Source organism: Mycobacterium sp. 1465703.0, from assembly GCF_001672975.1.
GTDB lineage: Bacteria > Actinomycetota > Actinomycetes > Mycobacteriales > Mycobacteriaceae > Mycobacterium.
This window is the reverse complement of the sequence record NZ_LZKU01000076.1, coordinates 1-25,946: the sequence shown is the minus strand read 5'-3', so window position 1 is coordinate 25,946 and position 25,946 is coordinate 1. Positions and strand designations below refer to the sequence as shown.

23 protein-coding genes are annotated in these 25,946 nt (G+C 61.0%); 11 read left to right on the top strand and 12 right to left on the bottom strand.

Annotated elements, in window-relative coordinates; genetic code table 11:
* Positions 1-184: 184 nt before the first annotated feature.
* The 4 genes from A5625_RS07055 to A5625_RS07040 form a co-directional block, all read right to left on the bottom strand.
* Positions 185-1,357: a CaiB/BaiF CoA-transferase family protein gene (locus A5625_RS07055; protein WP_066990718.1), complete on the bottom strand. Its 1,173-nt coding sequence runs from the start codon at positions 1,355-1,357 to the stop codon at positions 185-187.
* Positions 1,358-1,427: 70 nt separating this feature from the next.
* Positions 1,428-2,951, bottom strand: coding sequence for an aldehyde dehydrogenase family protein (locus A5625_RS07050; protein ID WP_066990715.1), 1,524 nt, complete (start codon positions 2,949-2,951; stop codon positions 1,428-1,430).
* An 18-nt stretch (positions 2,952-2,969) separates the two neighbouring features.
* Positions 2,970-4,175 (bottom strand): amidohydrolase family protein, encoded by a 1,206-nt coding sequence (locus A5625_RS07045; protein WP_082984316.1) that lies wholly within the window; start codon positions 4,173-4,175, stop codon positions 2,970-2,972.
* A 70-nt stretch (positions 4,176-4,245) separates the two neighbouring features.
* Positions 4,246-5,466 carry a cytochrome P450 gene (locus tag A5625_RS07040; protein WP_197516005.1) on the bottom strand — a complete coding sequence of 407 codons (1,221 nt, stop codon included), beginning with the start codon at positions 5,464-5,466 and terminating at the stop codon, positions 4,246-4,248.
* Positions 5,467-5,772: 306 nt separating this feature from the next.
* Here A5625_RS07040 and A5625_RS07035 point away from each other — a divergent pair, with 306 nt between their 5' ends.
* From A5625_RS07035 to A5625_RS07010, 6 genes are all read left to right on the top strand, one after another.
* Entirely contained in the window at positions 5,773-6,462 is a 690-nt protein-coding gene (locus A5625_RS07035) for a TetR/AcrR family transcriptional regulator (protein WP_066990855.1), read from the top strand.
* 221 nt (positions 6,463-6,683) lie between these two features.
* On the top strand, positions 6,684-9,032 hold the full coding sequence (locus A5625_RS07030) for a CaiB/BaiF CoA-transferase family protein (protein WP_066990853.1): 2,349 nt from the start codon (positions 6,684-6,686) through the stop codon (positions 9,030-9,032).
* Between the two features lie 5 nt (positions 9,033-9,037).
* Positions 9,038-9,238 carry a ferredoxin gene (locus A5625_RS07025; RefSeq protein WP_066990711.1) on the top strand — a complete coding sequence of 67 codons (201 nt, stop codon included), beginning with the start codon at positions 9,038-9,040 and terminating at the stop codon, positions 9,236-9,238.
* Complete coding sequence (locus tag A5625_RS07020; RefSeq protein WP_066990708.1) at positions 9,235-10,350, top strand: NDMA-dependent alcohol dehydrogenase; 1,116 nt, start codon at positions 9,235-9,237, stop codon at positions 10,348-10,350. The genes A5625_RS07025 and A5625_RS07020 overlap by 4 nt, the downstream gene beginning before the upstream one ends.
* Position 10,351: 1 nt before the next feature.
* Entirely contained in the window at positions 10,352-11,437 is a 1,086-nt protein-coding gene (locus A5625_RS07015; protein ID WP_066990851.1) for an NAD(P)-dependent oxidoreductase, read from the top strand.
* 14 nt (positions 11,438-11,451) lie between these two features.
* Positions 11,452-11,838 (top strand): nitroreductase family deazaflavin-dependent oxidoreductase, encoded by a 387-nt coding sequence (locus tag A5625_RS07010; RefSeq protein ID WP_066990705.1) that lies wholly within the window; start codon positions 11,452-11,454, stop codon positions 11,836-11,838.
* Here the strand turns inward: A5625_RS07010 and A5625_RS07005 are convergent.
* From A5625_RS07005 to A5625_RS06995, 3 genes are read right to left on the bottom strand one after another with little or no spacing between them, the layout of a single operon-like run.
* Complete coding sequence (locus tag A5625_RS07005) at positions 11,835-12,830, bottom strand: SAM-dependent methyltransferase (RefSeq protein WP_066990702.1); 996 nt, start codon at positions 12,828-12,830, stop codon at positions 11,835-11,837. The genes A5625_RS07010 and A5625_RS07005 overlap by 4 nt on opposite strands.
* 59 nt (positions 12,831-12,889) lie before the next feature.
* On the bottom strand, positions 12,890-13,309 hold the full coding sequence (locus tag A5625_RS07000; RefSeq protein ID WP_197516004.1) for a limonene-1,2-epoxide hydrolase family protein: 420 nt from the start codon (positions 13,307-13,309) through the stop codon (positions 12,890-12,892).
* A 47-nt stretch (positions 13,310-13,356) separates the two neighbouring features.
* Complete coding sequence (locus A5625_RS06995; protein ID WP_066990845.1) at positions 13,357-14,007, bottom strand: TetR/AcrR family transcriptional regulator; 651 nt, start codon at positions 14,005-14,007, stop codon at positions 13,357-13,359.
* Positions 14,008-14,191: 184 nt separating this feature from the next.
* On the opposite strand from A5625_RS06995, the gene A5625_RS06990 reads away from it, so the two are divergent.
* From A5625_RS06990 to A5625_RS30000, 5 genes are all read left to right on the top strand, one after another.
* Positions 14,192-15,079, top strand: a complete 888-nt coding sequence (locus A5625_RS06990) for an oxygenase MpaB family protein (protein ID WP_197516003.1) — start codon at positions 14,192-14,194, stop codon at positions 15,077-15,079.
* Positions 15,080-15,886 (top strand): CbbQ/NirQ/NorQ/GpvN family protein, encoded by an 807-nt coding sequence (locus A5625_RS06985; protein ID WP_197516002.1) that lies wholly within the window; start codon positions 15,080-15,082, stop codon positions 15,884-15,886.
* Positions 15,887-16,004: 118 nt separating this feature from the next.
* A complete protein-coding gene (locus tag A5625_RS06980; protein WP_232003487.1) occupies positions 16,005-17,141 on the top strand; it encodes a spirocyclase AveC family protein in 1,137 nt (378 codons plus the stop codon).
* A complete protein-coding gene (locus A5625_RS28195) occupies positions 17,134-18,183 on the top strand; it encodes an SDR family oxidoreductase (protein ID WP_082984308.1) in 1,050 nt (349 codons plus the stop codon). Before A5625_RS06980 ends, A5625_RS28195 begins: the two co-directional genes overlap by 8 nt.
* On the top strand, positions 18,069-19,262 hold the full coding sequence (locus A5625_RS30000) for a cytochrome P450 (protein WP_232003501.1): 1,194 nt from the start codon (positions 18,069-18,071) through the stop codon (positions 19,260-19,262). The genes A5625_RS28195 and A5625_RS30000 overlap by 115 nt, the downstream gene beginning before the upstream one ends.
* A 60-nt stretch (positions 19,263-19,322) precedes the next feature.
* On the opposite strand, the gene A5625_RS06965 is transcribed toward A5625_RS30000, so the two are convergent.
* The 5 genes from A5625_RS06965 to A5625_RS06945 all read right to left on the bottom strand — a co-directional run.
* A complete protein-coding gene (locus tag A5625_RS06965; protein ID WP_066990685.1) occupies positions 19,323-20,525 on the bottom strand; it encodes a cytochrome P450 in 1,203 nt (400 codons plus the stop codon).
* 281 nt (positions 20,526-20,806) lie between these two features.
* Positions 20,807-22,069, bottom strand: coding sequence for a cytochrome P450 (locus A5625_RS06960; protein WP_066990682.1), 1,263 nt, complete (start codon positions 22,067-22,069; stop codon positions 20,807-20,809).
* A gap of 34 nt (positions 22,070-22,103) precedes the next feature.
* The gene (locus A5625_RS06955) at positions 22,104-23,216 is read right to left on the bottom strand and encodes an ABC transporter substrate-binding protein (protein ID WP_066990680.1); all 1,113 of its coding nucleotides are present in this window, start codon (positions 23,214-23,216) and stop codon (positions 22,104-22,106) included.
* A gap of 111 nt (positions 23,217-23,327) precedes the next feature.
* Positions 23,328-25,178, bottom strand: coding sequence for an NAD(P)/FAD-dependent oxidoreductase (locus tag A5625_RS06950; protein ID WP_066990677.1), 1,851 nt, complete (start codon positions 25,176-25,178; stop codon positions 23,328-23,330).
* Positions 25,175-25,946 (bottom strand): cytochrome P450 (locus tag A5625_RS06945; protein ID WP_156748013.1); only part of this gene is annotated, 772 nt, incomplete at its 5' end. The genes A5625_RS06950 and A5625_RS06945, both read right to left, overlap by 4 nt.

The window sequence follows — 25,946 nt, the reverse complement described above, 5'->3', positions numbered from 1 at the left end:
AAACAGCCCATCCCCTGTCAGACAGAGAATCTGGTTGTTGCCAGTACGGTTCCGGTACGCATCGGGTACGGCTACAAATCGCCCCGGTGGGACGGCGAGATGCGCGCAAGGCCGGTAGTTAGCGATCGGCCGACGAGACGCGAAACCTCCTCATTTCTGAACCTTGAGTGGGGCAGGCGCCGATTTAGATTGCGCCAGTCGAACGTAGACGCTCAATTCCGGCCGCATCGTAGCCTGCCAGGGCGGTGAGTAACTCTTCCGTATGCTTTCCAACCTGCGGCGCTGCCGGCGGTGCAAATCCCTCGTCGGATTTGGTCTTGATGCACGTCCCCATCATCCGCTGCGACGTCCCGTCCGGCTGAGCCTGCTCGTAGACCAGTCGGCGAGCCTTCGCGTGGTCATCATCGAACAGGTCTGCGCCCAAAAATGCTGGGGCTCCGGCGATATCGGTCGCGATGAAGAAGTCGGTCCACTCCTTGCGTGTTCGGCTCTCGAAGATTGCTGTGAGTTCTTTGCGCAGCCGGGCCTCCGCCGCTGGGTCCTCCCCCGGCTTCTGGCGCCCCGGTTCGTACAGATCCATCCTGTCGAGGGACTCGCAGAATCTCAGCCAGAACTTGTCCTCCAAAGCGTTGAACACCACGTAGTTGCCATCGCTCGTTGAGTAGTACTGGTAGCGGAGGGAAGCGCGGATTCCCTCACCATAGGCCGGTCGACCATTCGCCAACGCCGTGAGGTGCTGAAAGTTCCAGTTGATCGCCGCATCGACCTGCGCTACTTCGATGTACTGCGGCTTGCCGTCGCGCCCGGCCGCATGCAACGCGGCGAGTACGCCCATCGCGGCGTACAGCGGTCCCGCCAGAACACCTGTCGTCGCTGTAGCCGCCCCCGAAAGACGTGGCGTTCCATCCGCTTCGATGATCGGCGGACTCAAGCCGGCGAAACAATCGAAGGACAGCCCGTGTGTGGCTAACCGGGTGTAAGGCCCATAGCTGCCCATGCCATTGAGCACGCAATAGACCACCGTCGGATTGACGGCGATGATGTCGTCATAGCTGAAGCCGAGCCGCTGTGCGGTTCCATAACGTAGACCGTCGATCACCACCGCCGACGTCGCGGCCAGGCGGCGAAGCGCATCCTGACCTTCGTTCGTTTTCAGGTTGATCGCCACACTCTTCTTGCCGCGGTTCCAGTGAGAATCCTGCAACTCGCCCCCGGAAACCGCGGAACCGCGAAACCCACCGCCGCCAGGCGGTTCCACCTTGATTACCTCTGCGCCGAGGTCAGCCAGATGCCCGCCCAGTGCATCCGCGGAGAAGAGGGAGACCTCGAGGACCCGGACATCCTTGAGAAGTTCCATAACGCGACCTTTCCAGTCCCCCGAAGTCCCTACGCGGACCCGCGCCCCTCGTCGCGGGCGCAGTGCCCCACTACATCATGGTGATTGATTTCAGCTCGGTGTATTCCTCGAAGCCCCAGCGCCCTTGCTCGCGGCCAAGTCCACTTTGCTTGACGCCGCCAAATGGCCCGCCGCCGTTGAACATGCCGCGAGCGGGTAGAGACCAGCCGGGGCCTTGGCCGCCACCCGGATTAGTTCCCAGATCGACACCGGGTGCGACAGTCTGCACCATAATGGTGCCTGTTCTGACTTGTCGCGCAACGTTGAAACCCTTTGCGGCGTTGCGCGTCATTACCAGACCTGCCAGACCGTAGATGGAGTCGTTCGCGATGCGGATGGCTTCGTCTTCGGAGCGATAGGTCATCACCGCCAGCACAGGCCCGAACACCTCTTCCTGGCATAGGCGCATGTCGCTGCGGCAGCCGACGAATGCCGTCGGTTCGTAGTAGAAGCCGTGTTCCAGATGCTCGGGACGTTTGCCGCCGACCACTAGCCGCGCGCCTTCCTGTTGCCCAGACTCGACAAAGCTTTCAACTCGTTGACGTTGCTGATCCCTGATCAGCGGGCCGACGACAGTAGCGGGATCACGCGGGTCCCCGACCGTGATCATTGGCGCCATGGCTTTGAGACCCTCGACGTACGCCTCGAGCAGATGCTCGGGCAACAGCAGTCGCGACGTGACGGTGCAGGCTTGTCCGGAATGCATCAGCACTTGCCCGAAACCTATTCCCGCAACGTCACTTTCGGTGACATCGTCCAGAACGATGTGCGCGCTCTTGCCGCCCAGCTCCAGCTGTGCGCGTTTCATGGTTGCCGCCGATAGTTCGCGGATGCGTCGGCCGGTCACCGTCGAACCGGTGAACCCGATCATGTCGACGCCTGGGTGGGTACACAACTCCTCTCCCACGTCCGCACCGCCCACAACGACGTTGAACACTCCGGGCGGGAGGCCGGCTTCCTCACTAACCTTGGCCAGCTCCAACGCGTTCATCGGGGTCCACGGGTGGGGTTTGAGTACCACGGTGCATCCGACGGCCAAGGCAGTCAGGCACTTCTGAATATTGATCGAAAACGGAAAGTTGAAGGGCGTGATGATTCCGACCACCCCGACCGGTTCGCGGACCACCGTCACGCCGCCCAGGCCAGTCGGCGAAACCACGGGCCCGCCCGGTGTCTCCACCCACGTCACATCGTGTTCGACGAACTCGCCGTAGTAGTGCGCCGCCTCGATGGCGCCGCCAACCTGGATCAGGTCGGTGATAAAGCCGGTTGAGCCGATCTCGGCGACGACTAGCTCTCGAAGTTCCGCTTTGCGCTCATCGAGGATCTCAGCGAACCGCTTGATGATCTTCGCCCGTTCCCGGACGGACATCCACGGCCACGGCCCGTTGTCGAAGGCGCGCCGGGCAGCCTCGATCGCCATGGCCGCTTGCTTTGGTCCACCATCGACGACTCGTCCGATCAATTCTTCGGTGGCCGGATCGATGACGTCGATAGTGCCGATGGCATTGTCGCTCAACCACTTACCGTCGATGAAGCTCTGGTACTCCCGCATCAGAGGAATCGCCGTCGACTACGTCAGCGTCGGGTACGGGGCGGGCTCAAAGTCGAAAACCCGGCGGGCGTTACCCTGCAGTATTTTGTACTGATCGAGGTCGGACCGGCCGTCGAGTGCCTTATGAGCGGCCTGAAGGGAGTTGGGCCACAGGCTGTCGGTATGCGGATAATCCGTTTCGATCATCACATTGTCGACACCGATGAAGTCGAGATTCGCCGCCCCGAAGTCGTCTTCGATGAAGCAGCCGTACATGTGGTCGCGGAAGAGTTGACGCGGTGACTCCGGGAAAATTTCGGGGTCGGTGGGTACGGCGGTCAAGCGCATTGTGCCCGGATCAACCGCCCAGTTGTTGGCGCGCAGATATTGGTAGTCGGCGGCGACATGTTCGGCACGCTCGATGAGGTAGGGGATCCAGCCGATGCCGCCCTCGGCGAGGACGATCTTCAAATCCGGGTACTTCTGCAGCTTGCCCGAGAACAGCCAGTCGGTGGTTGAGTTCGCCAGATTGAGGTTGATGTTGACCGCCTGAACCCCAAAAGGTGCGTCGGGTGATGTGGTCGGGCTGACCGAGGACGATCCGATGTGTGTGCACAGCGGCATCTTCGTCTCGTTCGCCACCGCGAAGAAGTCGTCCCATGCTCCCGAGTGGATGGACGGAAGGCCAAGCGGGTGCAGGTTTTCCGAGAACGCAATGGCTTTGGCGCCCTTGCCGGCGCACCGCAGGGTCTCCTCGACGGCCAGTCGGGTATCCCACAACGGAATGATGACCATCGGGATGTAGCGACCGGGTGCCGCCGCGCACCACTCGTCGATGACGAAGTCGTTGTACGCCCGCACACAGTTGAGAGCCAGATCGCGGTCACCGAGGTAGGCGAACATCTGACCGCAGAACCGCGGGAAGAATGGGAAGTTCAGTCCCGCAATCACATGATCCTCGTCCATGTCGGCGATGCGGGCCACCGGGTCGAAGTACGCACGAGGCATCTCGTCGTAATTCACTGGCAGCGGGGAGTACTCGGCCGGCCTTTGGTGAGCCGCGACCAAGATGCCCATCACCGACGCGCGCGCTTGGTCGTAGATCCACGTATCGACGCCGTCGATGCGCTCGACGTGTGGCACGCGATCGCGGTCGGACGCCGACGCCCGGTCGACCCATAAGTTCGGCGGCTCGATGATGTGGTCATCGACGGAGATCATCCATTGAAGATCTTGCTTGTCCACGACTTCCTCCTGCTTGGAAATTCCCTGTTGCGTTGGCTGCGAGTTGATACCGGCAGTTGTCCGTCGCCCCTTACTGGCCGACGCGGGCACCCGGCGTGAAGACGACGGGCAGGGCGCGGTAGCCGCGAGTGACCGAGTTCCCGTGAAAATCAACTTTTGCGCCAGGGGGGATCGCGTAGTCGGGTATCCGATTCAGGGTCTGTTCGACGCCCACCCGAAACTCGAGTCGGGCGAGATTGGAGCCTAGACAGCGATGGACGCCGGCGCCGAATCCCAGGTGGCGATTTGTCTGTCGATCGAGAATGCACTTGTTCGGCTCGTCGAACTCGCGCGCGTCACGGTTGGCGGCCGCATAGTTCACCACGACCGTCTCCCCGGGACAGAACTTGTGGCCGCTTAGTTCAACCTCTTCCGCGACGGAGCGATGCAGTCCGTGGACCGAACCGGCGAACCGGATGAATTCCTCTATCGCTGTGGGCATTAACTCGGCTTCGCGTACGAGTCGGTCGCGCTCCGAAGCATGGGTGCCCAGGTAGAAGAAGGCGAACGACATTGCACTAGAGGTTGTTTCGAGTCCCGCTTGCACAAGCAGAAGCGCATTCGCGACAGCGTCGTCGAAGCTCAATTTCTCGCCGTCGATCTCGGCGGCGAGCAAAACATCGATGAGGTCGTCACGCGCCGGTTCACTTCGACGTTTGTCGATCTCCTCGCGCACGCGAAGGTAGAGCTTCGTCATCGAATCGATTCGGACCTCTTCGCTCTCACCATTGATCCCGAGGTCAGCCGCCTCGATGTAGAGCGGCACGTCCTCAACGGGCATGCCGAGCAAGTGCCGGAAGAACACAATCCCGGGTTGCTGCCATGCGACGTTTGCGAGATCGCCGCGGCCCAATTCGATGAAGTTGTCGATCAACCCATCGGTAATCGCGCGCACCTGAGGTTCCAACTCCTTCATCCGGCCCGGAGAAAAATATGGGTTGAGAACTTTGCGAAGCTGTTGCTGCCGTGGCGGATCCAAGTTGATCACGATGTCGCCAAACGACGTTGGGTTGCTCCCCGCGGGCTTGCTGGAGAAGCTGCGCCAATCCCGCAAGATCTCATAACACTCGTCGTAGCGGGTGGCGACCCACGCGCCCCCCGGCGTAGGGCCCAAGAAAGGGACATCCTGGTGACTGAACGGACCGCTCTCCCGCATCACTGCGTAAACCTCGTAGAGGAATTCTTGGTCGTCGAAATCTTCGTGACGAAGATCGAAATTCCGGGCGTGTTCCTCCGGTGATTTGCTCACCATGGGTAGTCCTTTCCGCCCCCTGATGCGGGCATCCCGACCCCGGGAGAACCCCAGCGGTCAGCCTCGACAGACAGCCCCCAACGCGGGGCCGTCCACGTTGCAGCTACACCGCGTTCGTGCCACCGTCCATCTGCCATCTGCGCCGGCCTCGGATTTCTCGCACACGCCGAAATTTGCTTTGGCAGCACAGTAAGTCGTCGGCTACGGGGAGGTCAAGTCGCACTCGATAACTACCTGAGCCTGCTTATGCGACGGCGCGCGTCCGAGCTTCCCCTCAGCCGAGCGGTGCTCGCTAAAGTATGTGAGATGACTGCAGGCGCGCGGCGACGAGTTCGCGATAAGGACGGCAAACAACGAGCCCTCCTTGAAGCGGCTGCTGAGGTCTTCGCCGAAGCGGGATACGCGGCCGCGCCGACAAAAGAGATCGCTCGTCGCGCCGACTGCTCGGAGGCAATGCTGTTCCACTACTTCGGGGACAAGCAAGGCATCTTCGAGCAGGTTGTTTCTCGACAGCTCGCGGACCTCGTCAGTGAGGCCGAAGAGCAAATCGTGGCGGCACTGCCTGCGCGCTTCGAGGACTATATCGAGCAGCTTTTCTTTGCGAGACTAAGGATCGATGACCGCGACAGCGGTGTTCCCGGCTGGGACATTTCCGGTCAGGCGTTATCAGATCCGGACTTCTCGCTGCGCGTTCTGCAACCCAATCACGCACGCCGTACGGCCGTTATTGCCGAAGGCGTTCGCCACTACCAAGCCGCGGGACAGATCAGGACCGACGTAGACGCCGACCTATTCGCCGAGCTCCTGGCTAATTTCATCATCTTCACAACGAGCCTCGGACCACGCTGGTTTGGTACGGGCGAATCAGACATCCGCGCGCAGATCGAACTGGGTTCGCAAATCCTCGCCAAAGGTGTAAGCACGTCAACTACGAAGCCGACCACCAAGCGAGGCGGTCGGGCCCGACGGACCCCGAAGGTGCGTACCGCCGACTAAAAGCTCCGATGGACTCGAACTGCGGCCATGGTTATCGAGTCGCACTTGACACTTCGGCTTTCCCGTCGCTAGCGTCGTTGCCAGCCAGGCACGGCCGCCATGCGGCCTGGCTGAACACCCTGCTCGATCGGCACGAGCGCGAGGTCAGGAAGTGGCGTGTGTGCACTCATCGGCGCGAGTAAGTCACTTCCGAAGACGTTGACGCGGAAAGTCGTATGGCGATGAACGCTCTGCGTGGGGTTCGTGTTGTCGAGTGGGCGACGGAAATTTCCGGCCCGTACTGCACCAAGTTGTTCGCCGACCTCGGAGCAGAGGTCATAAAGATTGAAGCACCAGACGGGGATCCGTTCCGCCGCAGAACGTTCGGCGATCGAAGCGACGCCGACGCACTGTTTAAATTCCTCAACGCCGGCAAGCGTTCAGTCGTGGGCACTTCCCTGCCCGATCTGGAGCCAGTGATCGTTTCCGCCGATGTGTTCGTCGATTCTCTAGGCCCCGCGGCACTCGACCGCGAGGCCCTCCTCCGACGTGCGCCACACCTGGTGATCGTGGCGTTGTCTCCATACGGATTGACCGGACCGTACCGGGACCGACCCGCAACGGAGTTCACGATCCAGGCCGAGAGCGGAACCCTGGCGCTGCGTGGTCGTCCGGACCAACCGCCCATTCAAGCGGGCGGTCGAGTCTTCGAATGGGTGATGGCCAGTTACGCCGCCGTCGCGGCGCTTGGCGCATTGCGGCGGGCTCAACTCGGCGGCCCAGGTGAAATCGTTGACTGCTCGCTGCTGGAGACTTGTCACCTCAGCGCCAGCGGATTCGCTGACCTCTACCACGAGTTGGCCGGTCGTCCCCCGTTGACCATGCCAGCCCGACAGGTCGAAATCCCTTCCATCGAACCAACCGCGGACGGGTGGGTGGGCTTCAACACCAATACCCGCCAACAATTCGAGTCGTTCCTGGCGATGATCGGCCGACTGGACCTGCTCGATACCGACCCGGCGTGGGCACTCGCAACTACGCGGTGGGAACGGCGGGAGGAGTGGAATCAGATTGTGCGGGAATGGACGACGAGACGTTCCACAAACGAGATCGTCGCGCTGGCCTCCGATCTGCGGATACCCGTCTCGCCAGTCAACAATGGCCAGACCGTGTTGGACCACCCCCAGTTCGCGGCACGCGGCGTGTGGGGCACCTACGCTGACGGCGCCTTTACCCACCCGCTGGCGCCCTACCGGATCAATGGCCGACGACCCGCCCCAAGCGCCGGTGCTCCCCAACTCGGTGAAATGACAAAAGTCCCTACGCGCAGCAGGATTGCGACCGCCACCGACCGGGTACCGGGACTTCCGCTGGAGAGCGTACGAATTCTCGACACGACGGCGTGGTGGGCAGGTCCCTCTTCGACCCACATCCTCGCCGCGTTGGGCGCTGAGGTCATTCACCTCGAGTCGACGCACCACCCTGACGGCGCACGGATGGCCGCCGCAGCGTTCGCCAATCAGCCCCAATGGTGGGAGCGGTCGGGGATGTACCTGGCGACCAACGCCAATAAGCGAGGGCTCACGCTGGACCTGTCCTCGCCCGAAGGACGGGAGCTGTTGTTCGGACTCGTCAAATGCTCGGACGTTCTGGTCGAGAACTTCTCGCCCCGCGTCTTCGACAATTTCGCCATCACATGGGAGGCGGTCAGCAAGCAGAATCCTCGACTGGTGATGGTCCGCATGCCTGCGTTCGGGCTCGACGGACCATGGCGCAACAATGTGGGTTTCGCGCAAACGATGGAACAGATGACGGGAATGGCGTGGGTGACCGGCCACGAGTACGACCAGCCGCGAATCCCCCGCGGCCCGTGTGACCCACTGGCGGGGATGCACTCCGCTTTCGCGATGCTCGCAGGACTCCGGCGACGCGACGAGACCGGCCAAGGGTCACTCATCGAAGTATCGATGGTTGAGGCCGCGCTCAACGCAGCTGCCGAGCAGGTTGTCGAATTCACCGCCTACGGGAACCTGATATCGCGACTGGGAAATCGCAGCCGTGACGCCGCCCCACAGGGGCTCTATCAATGCGCGGGAACCGAGAGCTGGCTGGCGATTTCGGTCGCCACCGACGAGCAGTGGCGCCTACTGAAGTCGGCTCTGGGTGAACCGGATTGGGCGAATGACCCCGCGTTAGACACTCACGAAGGGCGCGTCCGGGCACATGATGTGATCGACAAGCATCTCGAACAATGGGCCGGCGAACACGATTCCGCGGCCACTGCGGAGTTACTCCTCGAATACGGTGTTCCGGCTGCGGATTTGGCAGACGCCAGGGTCGGTTCGATGCACCCTCAGCTGGCCGCACGGGGCTTTTTCGAAAGCCTCGACCATCCCGTCGTGGGACGGCATCACGTGCCGGGGATTCCCTTCAAGTACCGCAGCGTCGACAAGTGGTATAGGTCCACGGCGCCGACCCTGGGGCAGCACAACGCAAGTATCCTCGGCGACCTGCTCGGCCTCGACGCCGCATCGATTGCAGCGCTCACAGAAAAAGGAATCATCGGGACCATACCGGGCGGATTGGACTAGATAGCGTGAAACTTCATGTCGACCGGGAGATGTGCCAAGGTCACAGCCGTTGTTACGCAGCGCATCCCGAATTGTTCGACATCGACGACGAAGGGACCGCCTTTGTCACCGTGGAAAACATTCCTCCCGAATGGGAAGACCGGGCCCGCAACGCAATCGGGAACTGCCCCGAGCGCGCCATACATATCGTCAAGGAGTCGCCGTGAAGACCAATGGAGCAGTTCTGTGGGGGTTGAACGAGAAGTGGTCGGTGGAAGAGATCGAACTCGATCCCCCGCAGGAAGGTGAGCTACTCGTCGAGTTCGAAGCCACGGGTCTATGCCATTCCGACCACCACATCCGCACCGGCGACATGTACGGGGTGAGTTTTCCCTTGATCGGTGGACACGAAGGGGCGGGCATCGTTCAAGAGGTTGGTCCGGGAGTGCGCGATTTAGCGGTGGGAGACCACGTGGTCACATCTTTCCTGCCCGCGTGCGGTCGGTGCCGCTGGTGCGCCACGGGTCGTCAGAACCTCTGCGATTTCGGCGCGACCATACTCGCGGGAGTCCAGGCCGACGGCACCTTCCGGCGCCGAGCCCGCGGACAGGGCATCGGAGCGCTCTCCGGCGTCGGCAGTTTCGCGCAATGGGGCGTGTTGTCGGAGGCCTCAGTGGTCAAGGTCGACAACGATGTGCCGTTATCGCGCGTGTGTCTTCTCGGCTGCGGCGTAACCACCGGCTGGGGTTCGGCCGTCAATACCGCGAACGTGAGTCCCGGCGACGTCGTCCTTGTGATTGGCTGCGGCGGGATCGGCAGCGGTGCCATTCAGGGTGCGCGCCTGGCAGGGGCGGAGCAGATCGTCGTGGTCGATATTGAGCCGACCAAGCGTGACAAAGCGTTTCAGTTCGGCGCCACCCACTTCGCCACCTCGATGGAGGAAGCCACCCAGTTGGTTGGCGAGATTACGCGGGGAGTGATGGCCGACTCGGCCATCCTCACGCTAGGCGTGCTCGAAGGGGCGATGATCAACGACGCGCTCAACGCGGTGCGGAAGGGCGGTGCCGTCGTGGTCACCGCATTGGCGTCGATGTCCGACGTGACGCCGACGCTGCCGCTGACATTGTTCACGCTGTTCCAAAAGCGCCTCCTGGGCAGCCTTTACGGCGAAGCCAACCCGCGAGCCGACATCCCCCGACTCATCAGCCTCTACCGAAGCGGCAAGCTATTGCTCGACGAAACCGTCACCACCGAGTACAAGCTCGACGACATCAATGAGGCCTACGACGACATGCTCGCCGGCCGCAACATTCGAGGAGTAATAATCCATGAGCACTGAGCTGACTGGAGGGGTCCTCGTCACCGGCGGCTTCGGCCTGGTGGGCTCGGCAACCGTCCGGAGACTCGCAGAACTCGGCCGGCGGGTAGTTGCGACGGACCTCGATACGCCCGCCAACCGGAAGGCGGCTCAGAAACTGCCGAGCGGCGTCGAGTTCCGGTGGGCCGACCTCACCGATCCCGAGCAGGTGCATCGTCTCGTGTCCGACGTCGCCCCCGACGTGATCGTCCATCTCGCGGCCATCATCGCACCGGCGATCTACCCGATACCGAAAGTCGCACGACGGGTGAACGTGGACGCCACCGCATGCCTGGTTCGCGTTGCCGAGGGGCAAAACAAGCCACCGCGATTCGTCCACGCGTCGAGCATCACCGTGATGGGTCCGCGGAATCCGCACCGCACGACCCCTCCCCTCAAGGCGGAGGACCCGATGCGCCCTTATGACGTCTACAGCGGACAGAAGTCTGAGGGCGAGGAGATTGTGCGGGGATCGACGCTGGATTGGGTGGTCTTGCGTTTGGGGGCCGTGGTCGGCCCGGATCTGGGGGCACTGCCGGTCAGCGCCGACATGGCGTACTTGCAATCCGTAGTGCCCAGCGACGGACGCGTGCAGATAGTCGACGTTCGCGACGTCGCTTGGGCGTTTGCTGCGGCGACCACCGCCGACGTCGGTCGCGAGATTCTGCTGATCGGCGGCGACGATTCCCACCGATTGACCTACGCCGAGGTCACCTCAGACCTCGTCACGGCTCTGGGTCTACCGGGTGCCATGCCACGGGGCCGGGCCGGGGATCCGAACAGCGACGACGATTGGTTCGTCACCGACTGGATGGACACCACACGCGCCCAAGAGGCGTTGCAGTTCCAGAACCACTCATGGCCCGACCTGAAGGCCGAATTGTCCAAGAAGTACCGGTTGTTACGCTACCCAGGCCCCCTCATCGCCCCGCTCGTACGAGTGGTCATGGCGCGACGGTCGCCGTATCGGAACGCGCCCGGTCAATACGCCGACCCGTGGGGGAAAATCCGCGCCAAGTTGGGGGAGCCTTTGTGGGATCGGCCCCGAGGAGTGCTCCCGACGGCATAGGAGAAAGGACCGCTATGCGAGTGCCTCGCGCTGTCGCAGAGTTCAATCGTCGTGTCACTAATCCTGTGGCTCGCTCGATTACGCCGTGGCTTCCGTGCCTAGGGACGCTCGAGCACGTCGGACGCAAGTCGGGCAGCCACTATCGAACGCCCCTCTTGGTATTCAAGACCCGGGACGGCTTCGTAATTCTCATCGGCTACGGGCCTGAAACAGACTGGCTCAAGAACGTGTTGGCCGGCGGGCGGACCGTACTGCACAAGCGAGGCAGGGCCCTCGCGTTGGCTAGCCCGCGGGTCGTCAGTAAGGCTGAGGCCGCACCTCTCATCGCACCGGCACCGCGACTGTTCTATCGTCTGTTTCCCTACAATGAAGCAGCATTGGTGTTGACGAAAACCGTTTAGGCGGAATGACTTCCATCACTTGCCTGCTGTCCTCGCAGGACGGCAGTTACCAGGGAACTTGCGGGCGCGGTGTCGATGAGCTCAGCCGGTATGGGGCGACCAAGGCGTGCCATCTCGCTGCGACTGTCGAGTGTATCGGTGACCCAGCCGTGGTTGGTTAGCCAGGAGGCGGTGTCGCTGGCGTCTTCGTGTTTGATGAACGCCGTTACGTCGACGTCGACGCCGAGTGCGTCGTTGATGTCTGCGGCTTCCTCTCGCCATCGTTCCAGACGTTCTTTGCCGAAGTGAGTCGTGGCGTGGTGATAGACCTCCGCCGCCAGCTGACTGCCAGGTGCACTCAATTGGGTCACTGTTCGGAAAAGTCGGTCGTGCTCACCGGATGACAGGTATGGAAGAAGCCCCTCGATGAGCCAGGCGGTTGGCGTCGACTCGTCCCACCCGGCTCCCGTTAGCGCGTTTGGCCAGTCGTCGTTGCGCAGATCGACAGCGACTGGATGAATGTCGGCAATCGGAGCTAGGCCGTGCGCGCCGAGGGTCGATTGCTTAAACTCCTGTATTGCCGGCTGGTCGATCTCGTAGACGTGGACACCGGACAGACATGACAACCTGTAGGCCCTGGCGTCTAAGCCGGCTGCCAGTATCACCACTTGTCGGATGCCCTTGTCTGCCGCAGAAGCGCAGAACTCATCGAAGAACACCGTGCGGGTGGCCACATATTCTCGGCCAATTACCGCGGTGCGTCTTCCAAACTCATTTTCGGGACCCATCCACGACAGATCGCCCCTCGCCATGGCCAACCATCCCGGATCGTTCACGCCTGCAACCAGAATCGCGGCGAAGTCGTCGCGCACAAGCGGGTGTTGTTGCGCAGTCTCAGCGGCCCGTTGGGCGGCAACGGTTAGTGCGGTTGCTCCGAGATTCCTTGTTATATCCCAGCTTTCGTGCGCATGCTCAACTGATGTGTCGGATCGCTCCTCGTCGTTGCCGGTCATGAATTTTGAGCAAGTTCGGTTGTGAAGCGTTCGACGGCCTGATACCTGTCACTCATCAGTCATGTCGCAGACGCGGCTGGAACCAGCGCGCTGATGTCTTCGCCTTGAAGGAGCTTGATCGTGAGGTTGAGATCGAAGTAGTCCGTCCATCGGGTGATCCTGCCGTCATCTCCAACCACGAAAGTTCCCATCACCGGAATGGCTGGCTTGGCTCCATCGGGGGTCTGGATGTAGTCGAGGCGTTCGGTCAGCACGACTGGACCGTCGTTGGCGATGTTGACGATTTCGAAGGCATAAGCGTCCGGGAACATCGAGAACTGCGCGCTCAAATTCTCCACGATGGCATCGACGCCGGTGAAGGCCGGCATACCAACATTTTGATAGACGGCGTCGTCATCCAGCAGAGGGCGCAGAGCGTCGGGATCGCGACGTTCCATCAGGGCGCAGAACTCGCGGACCACATCAACGGGATTAGACACGGGGGAACCTCCAACTTGGACGGACATCTTGCTCTTACATCGCGCGGCTATCTGGACTGGCTGACGGATCCGGGGAGTGCTGTCGAGATGTCAGCCGTGGCCAACAACAAGCCGGCGACGAGGTCAGCGACGTGTTCGCGGCTTGTGTCGAACTCACCGCGTAGCCAGGCAGTGGTCACCTCAATTGCACCGCTCACGACTGCAAAAGCAGCAAGGTCGGTGTTGAGCTGGCTGGCGGCGTTGTGGCCGAGAAGTTCCCTGGTGCCTGCGGACATCGCGGCGGCGATCGCGCGGGTGCTTTCTAAGCGGGCGCGCTGTAGGGCGTCGGAGGTGTTGGACCCGATCAGCAATTTTGCGAGCCGGGGGTCGGCGGTCAAAAATTCGAGAGCCGCGTCCGCAGTGACGCGAATTTGCCCGCGAATGTCAGCCGGGGTCTCACGTGTAGCGGCGCCCACGGCCTCCAATCCCAGCGCGGTGAGATCCCGAACGATTGCTTCTAGCAACGCATCTGAGTCGGTGAAATGCTCGTAGAAATAGCGATCATTAAGGCGTGCGCGCGCACACACCGCACGTTTCGAGACTGCTCGGACGCCGCCTTCGGCAAACAGATCGAGCGCAGCCTCGACCAGGGCGCCGCGCCGAGTAGCGCGGCGCTCCTCGGCCGTGATGCCGCCATAGCTGCGAGTCGCACTAGCCATCGACCGCATTGTGCCTCATCTCTTGACCTAACCACATTTCTGGTGCAGTCTGACACCACAATAACTTCTGGGGCCGATGTGCACCAGAACTAGAGCGTAGGAGGTGCCGATGTCGGTCGGTTCGATCGGCGACGCGGTCAGCCCGGTCCTTGTCGCCGACTCCGGTAACCAATCCGCCGGCTCGGTGGCTGATCGATTCCAGCGCGCGATGGGTTCGCGTTTCCTTGTGCTGTTCGCCCCAGCCCTCTTCGACGAAATGATGTTGCCGGCCGTGTCGGCCTCTCTGGTAGATACCGCGCGGATCCGAGACGACCCGTTTGCGCGTGGGTTGCGCACGGCCGCATCCTTTCAACTCACGTTCATGGCTAACGACGTCGATCGTCGCGAAGAGATGCAACGTCTTGTGCGCCTGCACCGCGACATCAAGGGCGTCGGGCCCGACGGAGTTCGCTACAGCGCGATGAGTCCAGAGCCATGGAATTGGAATCTGATCAGCATCTTTTTCACGCACCGTGGAGCCTTCATGGCGATGACCGGGGAAAAGCTGAGCGCCGCTGACAACCAGGCGATCTGGGATCGCTACCGGGCGCTGATCGAGGATCTAGAGATGCCGGGCCGTGCACGACAACTGACAGATCGCTATGACGAGCTATCCGAGTATTACGACCAGATGGCGACCGAGAAGCTCAGGCGCACAGAGGCTCTCGACATCGTCGTGGATGCCCTGCGGCGACCGCGGCGACCTGAGCACATGCCTGTTCTGACAGAACCGCTGTGGAGACTGCTGGGACCACTCGGAGGCCATCTTGCCGCAGTCTTGGGGTTCGGCATCATGCATCCCCGGGTGCGGGCGATACTTCCGATGCGGTGGACGCGCCGCCACGAGGTGGAATTTACGGTCCTGACCAGGCTCGTGCAGATCGCCTACCGCTGGTTACCCCGTGGCCTTACCGACACGCCGCTTGCGGGACCCAGGTGCGACTACGCGCGAATTGTCAATCACTACAAGGGAATCGGCCTGACATCCTTCGTGCCGGGCGCCACCGAAACATGCGGACATTTGAGTGGGTAAATGACACTGACTGATGATGTGACAGTCGACACCCGCCCGTACTACGTCCCTGTAGGTAACGAAGAACGGGTATTCAAAGCTGCTTATCGCCAAGGTTTGTCGATTCTTCTGAAGGGCCCGACGGGGTGCGGTAAGACCCGGTTCGTCGAGGCAATGGCCCATGATCTCGACCGACCGCTAATCACCGTTGCGTGCCACGACGATCTGACTACCGCGGACCTTGTGGGCCGCTTCCTGCTGCGCGGCGGCGAGACTGAGTGGGTTGATGGGCCGCTCACTCGTGCGGTGCGTGAAGGTGCGATCTGCTACTTGGATGAGGTCGTCGAGGCGCGCCAGGACACCACCGTCGTAGTGCATCCGCTGGGGGATTACCGGCGCCAGTTGCCGGTCGAGCGGCTTGGCGTCACGCTCGATGCAGCGCCTGGGTTCTGCTTGGTGGTGTCGTACAACCCCGGCTATCAGAGTGTGCTGAAAGATCTCAAAGATTCAACCCGCCAGCGGATGGTCGCCATCGAATTTAGTTTTCCGCCAAGTGATGTTGAAGAGAAGGTCGTTGCGTGCGAGTCGGGCGTCGGGCCGAAGCGGGCTGCTGAGCTGGTCCGGTTCGGCCAGGCTATTCGTCGGCTGGAGACGGCAGGGCTACGCGAAGTGGCGTCGACGCGTGTGCTCATCGCAGCCGGCCGGCTGATTGCCGAGGGCCTTGAACCGTGCGTCGCCGCGCGTGCAGCTATCGCCGGCCCGCTCAGCGATGACTCGACGGTCACGAGCGGCTTGGAGGAGATGATCGACGCGTATCTGAGTGACTAGGCACCACAAGGCAATTGCAATCTTTCCTCGAACCAAATATTTGTGAGGATTGGTCGGTGACGACAGAGCAGACAATGCGTGATCACACAACCGGATTAAGAGATTGTGAGGGCCAATAGTGACCGCCGAGCAGACAACCGCATCACCCAAAGGATCGACTACAGCTCCGACAGGCTCTAGAACAGGCAACATGTGGACCTGGGTCTTCTGGGCCCTCGGTGTCATCACCATCGCGGCGGTGGCATGGAATGCCCGCGACTATCCCGATGCGCGGGTCGGGAATCCGGAAGTGACGGGTATACCTCGTCCCGTCAGGCCGCTACTCGGCTTTCGCCACTGGCTCGCCGTTGAACAGGTTGGCACCCTCATCGTGATGATCATCGTCGTCGCGGTTTGCGTATGGGGTTGGCGTCGTTATGGCCCGCACCCATACATACTCATGGCCATTGTGACCACGTTCATCGTCTGGCAGGACCCGATCATGAACTGGGCGCCCTACGCGGTTTACGACCCGCGTCTGTGGCACTGGCCGGAGTCGTGGCCTTTAGTATCGCTGTCTCCCACTGTCGAGCCCTTCATTGTCTTCGGCTACGTTCTGTTTCAATTCGGCCCGTACTTCCCGGCGGCCTGGGCTCTCCGTAAGATTCAGGCTCGACGGCCGGTCGACTCATTCGTCTGGCGCCATCCGCTGGTCAGTCTTGGCCTGTTGATCTTCGTGGTGGGGTTCATCGTAGACATGTTTCTCGAAGTCGCAGCGATCCGCACAGGCCTGTACAGCTACTCGCAGTTGATCCCGTTAGGCTCGGTCTTCGTCGGTACACCGCATCAGTTCCCGCTGCTGTGGGAATCCTCGTTAGTCACCCTGGTGATGATTCCCGCGGGGATCTTGGTCTACCGAGATGACACCGGTCGCACGGTGTCCGAGAAGTTGGCCAAGCGCGCACGCATCTTTCCCAACCGGCCGGTTCTAGGTTCATTCATGGTGATGCTGGTCATTGTGAATGTCTTCTACCTGTTCTACGGAGGAGCGTTCGCTCTGATGAAGTGGTCACGTGCCACGACGTCCGTCGCGTGCCCCTGGCCGTTCCCGGACGCGAAAGTCTATGACCCACAGGGCGTCTACGAAGAGAACGGCCAGAAGGGGCCCTACTCGTCCGGCATCTGGTCGACATACATGATGTTGCAGCCCGACGGACGTCCGACGGTTACGCTCGGGTCCAAGAGTGATCGCTGCGCGGAGCACAACAATGGGTGACCCGCGCACGGTGGTCATCACAGGGGCTTCGCGCGGCCTGGGGTTGGCGTCCGCCGCACACCTATACAAACTCGGATGGCGCGTGGTTGGGGCAATGCGGACTCCGGACGTCGGTCTTGAACGGCTCCGTGAGGCAACTGGTGCACCACCAGACGACCCTCGGCTGATCGGGGTTCAACTCGACCTCACCGATAGGGCATCGATCGAGGCGGCCGCAAAGAGCATCGAAACTGCAGTCGGCGCCCCGCACGCCGTTGTACACAACGCGGGAATTATGGCAGCCGGTTGTGTCGAAGAGATGGACGTTGACGTCTGGCAAGATCTCTTCACTACCAACCTGTTCGGGCCGGTGGCACTGACCAAGGCCCTGCTGCCGGCTATGCGCGCTGCCGGTCGCGGTCGAATCGTAGTGATTTCCAGCGAGGGTGGTGTGCGCGGAATGCCAACGATCGCCGCGTATTCCGCCGTCAAAGGTGCATCCGAGCGGTGGGCGGAAGCCATGGCCGGCGAGGTCGCGCCGTTCGGCCTCGGCGTAACAATACTCGTGGCGGGGACGTTCGATACCGACATTCTCACCGATGCGGGAGTGCAGGACTACCGCGGCTTGGACGGACCCTACGGCCCGATCAACACCAACATCGACCGACGAGGCCGACTTGCTATCCGAATCGCAGGAACGCCAGAGCGGTTCGCCCGTGGGCTGGCCAAAGCTCTCGACGACACCGCGCCCCTCAGCCGTCACGCCGTCGGCCCCGACGCACACATGCTGCTGATCAGCAATCGGTTTCTCCCGAATCGGCTTCTTCAGCAGGTCACACGAGTCGCGATGGGAATCCCGCGTTCGGTTCTCTACGCAGCGATTCAGTCGCCTAACCCACTGACTGTCAGCAAGATTAAGGAGTCTGCACGATGCAGTTGTTCGACGACCTGGACGATTTCGGATCCTTTGACGATGCGGTCGCTGGGGACGTACGCGATCCCTACACCGAGTTGTCTCGCATCCGGAAATCCGAACCGGTGCAACGGTTGGACTTCTCCGTGATGCCTGGCGAGGAGGGGAAACCGGTCTTCATGGTGTACCGCCACGAGGACATTCAAGAGATGTTGCGCGACAACGAGACCTACTCGTCGGCCATCATCAAGGACTTCTTCGGTATCGGCAAACACGTAATGGTCGGAATGGACGAACCCGAGCACGGCAGGCACCGGGCTCTGGTCTCCAAAGCCTTCTCGCCAAAGGCGCTGGCACACTGGGAATCCGACCTGGCGGCGCGGGTGGGTAACACTTTGATCGATAGCTTCGCCAGCAGCGGTAGCGCAGATTTGGTGAACGAGTTCACGTTTCCCTACCCGGCCCAGATCATCGCCGGACTGTTGGGGTTGCCCGAAAGAGACTATGCGCAGTTTCAACGATGGTCGATATCGCAGCTGGCCTTCGGGATCAACCCTCAGCGCGCGGCGGAGGCGACCGACGAACTCGGTAAGTACCTCGTGCCGATTCTCGCCGATCGCCGACAACACCCTCGTGACGATTTGACCAGTCGGCTCGCCGAAGCCGAGATCGACGGCGAGAGACTGTCCGACGAAGAGATCTACTGCTTCTTACATTTATTGATGCCAGCCGGAGTCGAGACCACGTACCGGTCCCTGGGCAATTTGCTATTTGGCTTGCTGTCGAACCCCGATCAACTCGACGCGGTGCGTGCTGACAGATCGCTTCTGCCACAAGCAATCGAAGAGGCGGTGCGCTGGGAAGCTCCACTCCTATCAATTACCCGGGTCACTACACGCGACACGGAACTGGGCGGCGTGCAGATTCCTGCCGGCTGCTCAGTGATGCCGATGCTCGGCGCCGCCAACCGCGACGAAACCCGCTATGACAATCCCGATCGTTTCGACATCTTCCGCCAGCCGCGGACGCCAATCTCATGGGGCTACGGCGCACACGTCTGCCTGGGAATGCACTTGGCTCGCATGGAAATGCGGGTCGCGGTGAACCTGTTGCTCGATCGCCTCGACAACCTCCGTCTCGACCCTGATGCCGATGATCCCCATATCCGTGGGCAAGTGTTCCGATCGCCTACCTCGCTGCCTGTTCTCTTCGACGTTGCCCGGGGATAAATTGCCCCAGTTGTTCCGAAAACTCGATCCGCGGCCGGCGATTATTCGCGGGATGGCCTTTCATGCTAGGACGGCTGGCAAGGTTGCCCAGCCGCGGACTGTCGATGTGGTTGTCATGTGTGCCCGGGACATATCGATGTCCCACTCCGGGAAGCGGTTGAGCACCTCGTCGAGCGCCACGCGTCCCTCCATCCGAGCTAATGACGCTCCCAGGCAGTAGTGCACGCCAACACCGAAACCGACATGGGCTCCGGCCTTTCGGTGAATGTTGAAGACGTCACCATCGGGTGGGAACTGCCGGTGGTCACGGTTTGCCGCACCGGCAAGCAACATCATGATGCTGCCGGCTGGCACGCGTTGCCCGTAGTACTGCACATCGCGTGTGACGGTGCGCGCGATGTGTGGCGCGGGGGGTTCAAAACGCAGCAGCTCCTCGATTGCGCCGACAATCAGGCCGCGATCGGCTACCAGCTCCCGCCGCTGCTCGGGATGCTCAGCTAAAACCTTGCCTGCCCATCCGATTAGCCGGGTCGTTGTCTCGGCGCCGCCCGCAGCGACCAGCGAGATGCAAACCAGTAGTTCCTCACGGCTCAACCCCCGTATGGTGCCATCGAGGTCGGTGAATTCGACGCCGAGCAATTCGGTGACAACGTCATCGGAGGGATGTTTAGCGCGCCAATCGAGGTACTCGGCGAACAACTGCCCTGTCTCTAGCCCTGAGGACGCGGCTTTCATTTCCCCGCCAGCCTCGGTATTGACGTGATCTTCGGCGAAGTCGAGGACCTCCTGCCGCATCTCGTCGGGAATTCCCAGCAACCTGCACACGACTCTCACCGGCATCTCGGCACCCAAATTGGCGATGAAATCGAAGCCCCCGGTACCAACGAACGGATCTAGGCTCTCGGCACAGAATTGCCGTGCGGTGGCCTCAACCTCGCGCATTTTGCGTGGCGTGAACAGGCGAGAAAGGGTCTTCCGATACACGTCGTGTAGGGGCGGGTCCTCCATAAGAAACACTCCGGGCGGGATCGGCCAGCCCGCCTTGATCAACTCGAGAATGTTGCCGCGGGCAGAGCTGAACGTCTCATGGTCATTCAGCGCCGCATGCACGTCGTCGAATCGACTCAACGCGTAAAAGTTGTGTTGTTGGTTGTACGACAGCGGTGCCTCCTCGCGGAGCCGCTGAAACAGTGGATACGGGTCGGCGTTGAGTTCGACATCGTAGGGGTCGTAAAACAACTCACTCGCAGTCTTGACACCCATAAGTCTGCAACTCCCTCCATCGAACGCCTCGACCGTTCATCGGACGAACTACCCGGTAGCTCAGGACAGCACGCCAACTGCGCACCGCAAGATCGAGCCACTCACAACCGTGCTCATCCTCACGCCGCACGGCAATTCAGTCAATGATGTGGTAATTCGGCTGTGGCCCTGACCTTCATCCACGACCCGTCAATCGCCTGCGACACGGCCGCTTATAGCCGTGGGCTCCAGCGAGACATTGGCAACCAACGAATTTGGACGAACCGATTCTCCGGCATGCATCAGGCAGGCTTGAATTGAATATGCAGCTCGCGCAGTCCTCGCAGGATGAACGTTGGCTCATACGCGTAGGACCGGGCGCTGGCTGGGCCGTGGTGCGCTTCGGAGATGCGCAGGTCGGTCATCCGGTCCAAGATGCGGTTCAGCGAGATCCGCGCCTCGGCGCGGGCCAGCGGCGCCCCCGGGCACGAATGGTTGCCGCGGATGAATGCCAGGTGCTCGCGCACATTGCGACGTTCGGGCTGAAAAGCGTCGGGCTCGTCAAACTTGCGAGCATCGCGGTTGCAGGCCCCTGGAAGCAGCATCACGATCGTGCCGGCCGGGACCGGCACGTCCCGAATGTGGGTCGATGTTCTGGCCATCCGGAAGTGGGCCTTGACAGGACTTTCCAGTCGCAGCGTCTCCTCCAGGAACGCTGGGATGAGGCCGCGGTCCTCACGCAGTGCGGTCTCGAAATCCGGATTCTCCGCGATGATGCGAACCGCCGTGCTAACCAGCTTTGTGGTCGTCTCCGTTCCCGCGGCGAACAGAAATGTCGACAGGTTCATCACGTCGGCAACCTCCGGCGTCGATCCGTCGGGATACTTAGCCTGCGCCAGCTCGGTGAGCACATCGGCGCGGGGAGCGCGCCGGCGTTCCTCGATGTATGCATGGAACTTTTGGGCGAGGAATTCCAGCGGATTATGGGCGCTGACGGACTCATCGCCGATGGCACCGGCGAGTGATTTGTCGAACGTTGCCCGAAACTCACCGTGGTCGTCGGCAGGGACGCCGAGCAGATCGGCGATAACCAACAACGCGAACGGGTTGGCGTAATCGTGAAGGAACTCGCACTCGCCGCGATCGATGAACGTGTCAAGCTGCTGATCGGCCAGCTGCCACATGAAATCTTCGTTCTCGCGCAACCTCTTTGGCGTCAGGAGCTTGCTAAGAAGTCCGCGGGTGCGGGTGTGCTCGGGTGGGTCTTGGGTCGCGATGTGTTCTGCCATGGGCAGTTGATCACGGTGTTGCTCGATTAGCTCGGTGACATCATCACCGCCCACGCCAAAGGGCAGACCAGAAAGGGGTCCGGCGAACGAGACACAGGACGAGAAGGCAGGGTTCTTGTAGACCTCGAGCGCCTCCTCGTAGCCAGTGACAGCGAGGACCCCGAACGGCGTTGCGGTCGCGACGGGGCACTTCGACCGTAAGTAGTCAAAGTATGGATATGGATCGGGCACAAGGGATTCGTCGGTCAAGAAGTCCACAGTTTCGAAGTCGGTCACGAATCACTCCTCGCGTAATGGTAGGGCCTCATCCTTACTCCTCACCAAACCGAGCGACCAGATGCGAATTAATCCCGTCTGAGTCAAGTTGCCGCGCAACGAGATAGCCCGCGCCCATCCATCCCCGACGAGTCCACTTCCCGAAAGACACCCTGGTACCGGGGGCACCGGACGCCGCGGGCATCATTTTCACCTTCTCAAGTGCCTCTTTGAGACCTCGTGGACTCAAGGGGTGAGCTAGGGTGATTGCGCGCACCAAAGTCGAGGCAACATCATGATTCACGACCGGAACGCAATACTGCGGGCGCCGCCCATACAGAGCCTCATATTTATCGAGGAATCGCTGGCCTACCGGGTTTTGTTCGTCGTATTGATCAACCCCGGTCCAGTTCATAAAGGCGTTCCACATCACCGGATTCATCCACGCATTTTGAAAAGCAGTGCTGGTGAAGCGTGGTGGATCCCACTTGAGCGCCTCAAGCGCTGCGTTGATAAAGACAATCCCGAAACCGAATCCGCAGTGTACAAGTGCGCTGGGTTTGGCCTCGCACATCGCGTCCACGGCTTTGGTGACATCCTGGGCAGTCTGCGCCAATGACACTTCGGCGACGATACGTATTCCCCTGCGCCGACATTCGTCTTCAAAGTTTTTGCAGTAGTGGTGGCCGGACTCGGACTGCTCCACAAAGACTCCGACCTCCCGGTGCCCGCCCTTCTCGAGAAGGTCGGCCCAGAAGATGGGCTCATCGGTGAGGGAGCCCTGCGGAAACGAAAAAGTCCACTCTCCCAACCAGTCGTCGCTACCGGTGACACTTAGTGCAGGAACCCGGAAACGCTCTTCGATAGCCTCCCGGGTTGGTACGCAGTTGTCGCTGATATGCGGGCCGAACACCGCAAGGCATCCCTCGTCGACTAACTCCCCGTAGGCATCGATCACAGCCTTCACTGAGCCTTTGGGAAGGCCCTCGACCTCGCGGTAGATAATCTCGAGCGGGCGGTCGATGACACCCTGTTCGCGCGCATCGTTGAACACCAAGTCGAACGGGTCGGTGAGGTCTTTTCGCATATCCTCCGGATATACATCCGGAAGGATGAAATCCATGATGTAGCCGATCTTTATGGGTTGAGCGGTGCTTTCGTAGGACATTTCAACTCCAGTGTTGTGACGACATAAGTGCGGGTTTGGTGACTTACAGAGCGTCGCGCGAGGTCATCACCTCGCTGACAATGTCGGGCCTCGGCGGGAAGACTTGTTGAATCACGGTTCGACTACCAGACCCGAAAGATCGTCGTTCGAACGCCAGTCCGCTAAGAGCTTCTCCCACGCGTAGTACCCCAGGCCGTATGTCTCGCCGGTATAGGTCCGCGGCCGCAGCTCGCCCTGTTCGTCGGCGACTTCCTGTCCGTCGTTGTTGAAATACCCTGGCGTGCATTCCCGGAAGAACGCGGAGGTGTCGACCGCGACTTCGCGGACGTGGTTGACGTACGCATCTTGCGCTTCCAGGCTGGGCTCCACCGTCCGAGCTCCGCGGCTGAGTGCTTGGCTGACGATCCATGCGATATGGCGGCCCTGGTAGTTGAAGGTCTCAGTGGTTGAGGCATTGAATCCACCTTGGAAGAAGCCCACAAAGAATTGATTGGGAAATCCGTGGGTCATCACACCGTGAAGCGTCCGGAACTCGTGGGCCCAATGGTCATAAAGGGATTGACCACCCCGGCCCGATATTTTGTTGATTCCCCAACGTCGTTGGAGGTCGCTGGTCACTTCGAACCCGCTGGCGAATATCAGGCAGTCAACGTCGTATTCGGCGGTTTCGTGTATGAAGCCGCGGGCCGTTATGCGCTCCACGCCTCGCGTGGGAGAAACGTCGAGGAGTCGCACATTCGGCCTGTTGAACGTGGGATAGAACTCGTCACTCGACGCGGGCCGCTTGCACATGTGCCGATACCAGGGTTTGAGGATCGCCGCCGTCTCGTTGTCCTCCACCACAGCCTCGACGCGTGCTCGCAAGCGCTCCATGACCCGGAAATCCATTTCCTCGCGCTTTGCCAGGAACTCATCAGGCGATTGAGGCCAGCCCGCTTCGTTGAATTCGGCTGTCAGGTTCCTGTTGATCTCTGTCCAGATGTCGCAGATGCGGTCCTGTTCGCCCGGCGCCAAGCCGTCGATCGCGGCATGGTGGAAGTTGATCTGTCGTTCGCGCTGCCAACCCGGACTTAGTGTGGCAACCCATGACTGGTCCGTCGGGGGATTATGCCGTTCGTCCACGGTCGACGGTGTGCGCTGAAGCACGTACAACTGCTTGGCGTACCTGGCCAGGTACGGAATTACTTGAATGGCGGAAACGCCGGTACCGACGACGGCCACACGCTTGTCGTTCAGCCTGTCGAGGACCGGTTCGCGCTGATTCCCGCCGGTATATTCGTAATCCCAACGGGCCGTATGGAAAATCTTGCCCTGGAAGTCCTCGAGTCCCGGCACATGGGGCACCTTCGGTGTGTTGATCGGGCCCATCGCCATGATGACGAATCGAGCTCGCAGATCGTCACCGCGATCCGTGCTGATACGCCAGCGTTTGATCGATTCGTCCCATCGCAACGCGTTGACGCAGGTGTGAAACAACGCGCCTTCATACAGCCCGAATTTGCTTGCTACATCCTGGCAATACTCGCGGATCTGGAGGCCGTCGGCGAACTTTTTGGAGGGGAAGAACTGCATCTCCTCGAGCAGCGGAAGATAACAAAAGGCGTCGTTGTCACATGACAGGCCAGGGTATCTGTTCCAATACCAGACTCCCCCGAAATCACCTGCCTGCTCGATGATTCGGAAGTCGGTGACACCGGCCGTACGCAAGTGATAACCGGCAAGAACTCCGGCCCAACCACCACCAAGTACCACGACATCCACGTCATCGCTGACCGCCCGGCGCGACACCTTAGGCATGTGCGGGTCGCTGAAGTCAAGTGCCGCAGCATCTTCGAATGCGGGTGCGTACTGCTCCTGACCGTCGAGGCGGAGTCGGCGATCGCGCTCCTCGCGGTACTTAGTTTTCAGGGACGGGATGTCTACCTCATGTGCGGCAGGCACGTCGGTGGGATTGCAATTCATCGGCTCAGCCCTTCGGTGGTGTGCGGCACGAACCGCAGCGGAAGCCTTTCCATTGCAAGCAAAGCCGCGTTCGGTAGGTACCGGATGTCTTGCATCGGTATCGCCAGGCTGATGTTCTTCATCCGTCTCGCTGTTTGCCTCGCCGCGACCAGCAGTTGCATGCGAGCCAGTGAGATCCCCAAACACAAATGCGCGCCGGCTCCGAATGTCAAGCTCTTTCGGATGTTGATGCGACTCGCCTCAAACTGGCGCGGACACTCGAAGACCGCTTCGTCGTCGTTTGCCGAGGCGAACAGGACGAGTAGATGTGCTCCTTCTGGAAGAGGCGTGTCGCCCAGGGTCACCGGCTTGGTTGTCACACGCGACAGTGCGCGTACAGGTGTTTCGAGCCGAAGCAGTTCCTCGATGAAACCCCCCATCTGTGAATCGTCGTCGGCAGCGCTGTAGAACTGCTGAGCGATCGCGGTCTCCGTCGCAACTTTGAAGAGGATGTTGGTGAACGCCGTCGACATCGAGTCATGGGTATTGATAAGCAGCATCCGCGCGGTTGCCACCAATTCTTCGAACGTCAGCGGCTCTTCGTCTGGTGTGTCGGCTCTGATGATGTCTGAGAGCATGTCGTCTTCTGGTGTCTCCATTCGCTTTCGTACGACCGCAATCAGATAGTTCTGCATCTCACAGAGCTCGTGAGCCGCGCGGATCATGTCCTCACGTGTGTTGGTGAGACTGAATTGCGACAGATAGGCGCTCCCCCAGCGCTTGATCGTG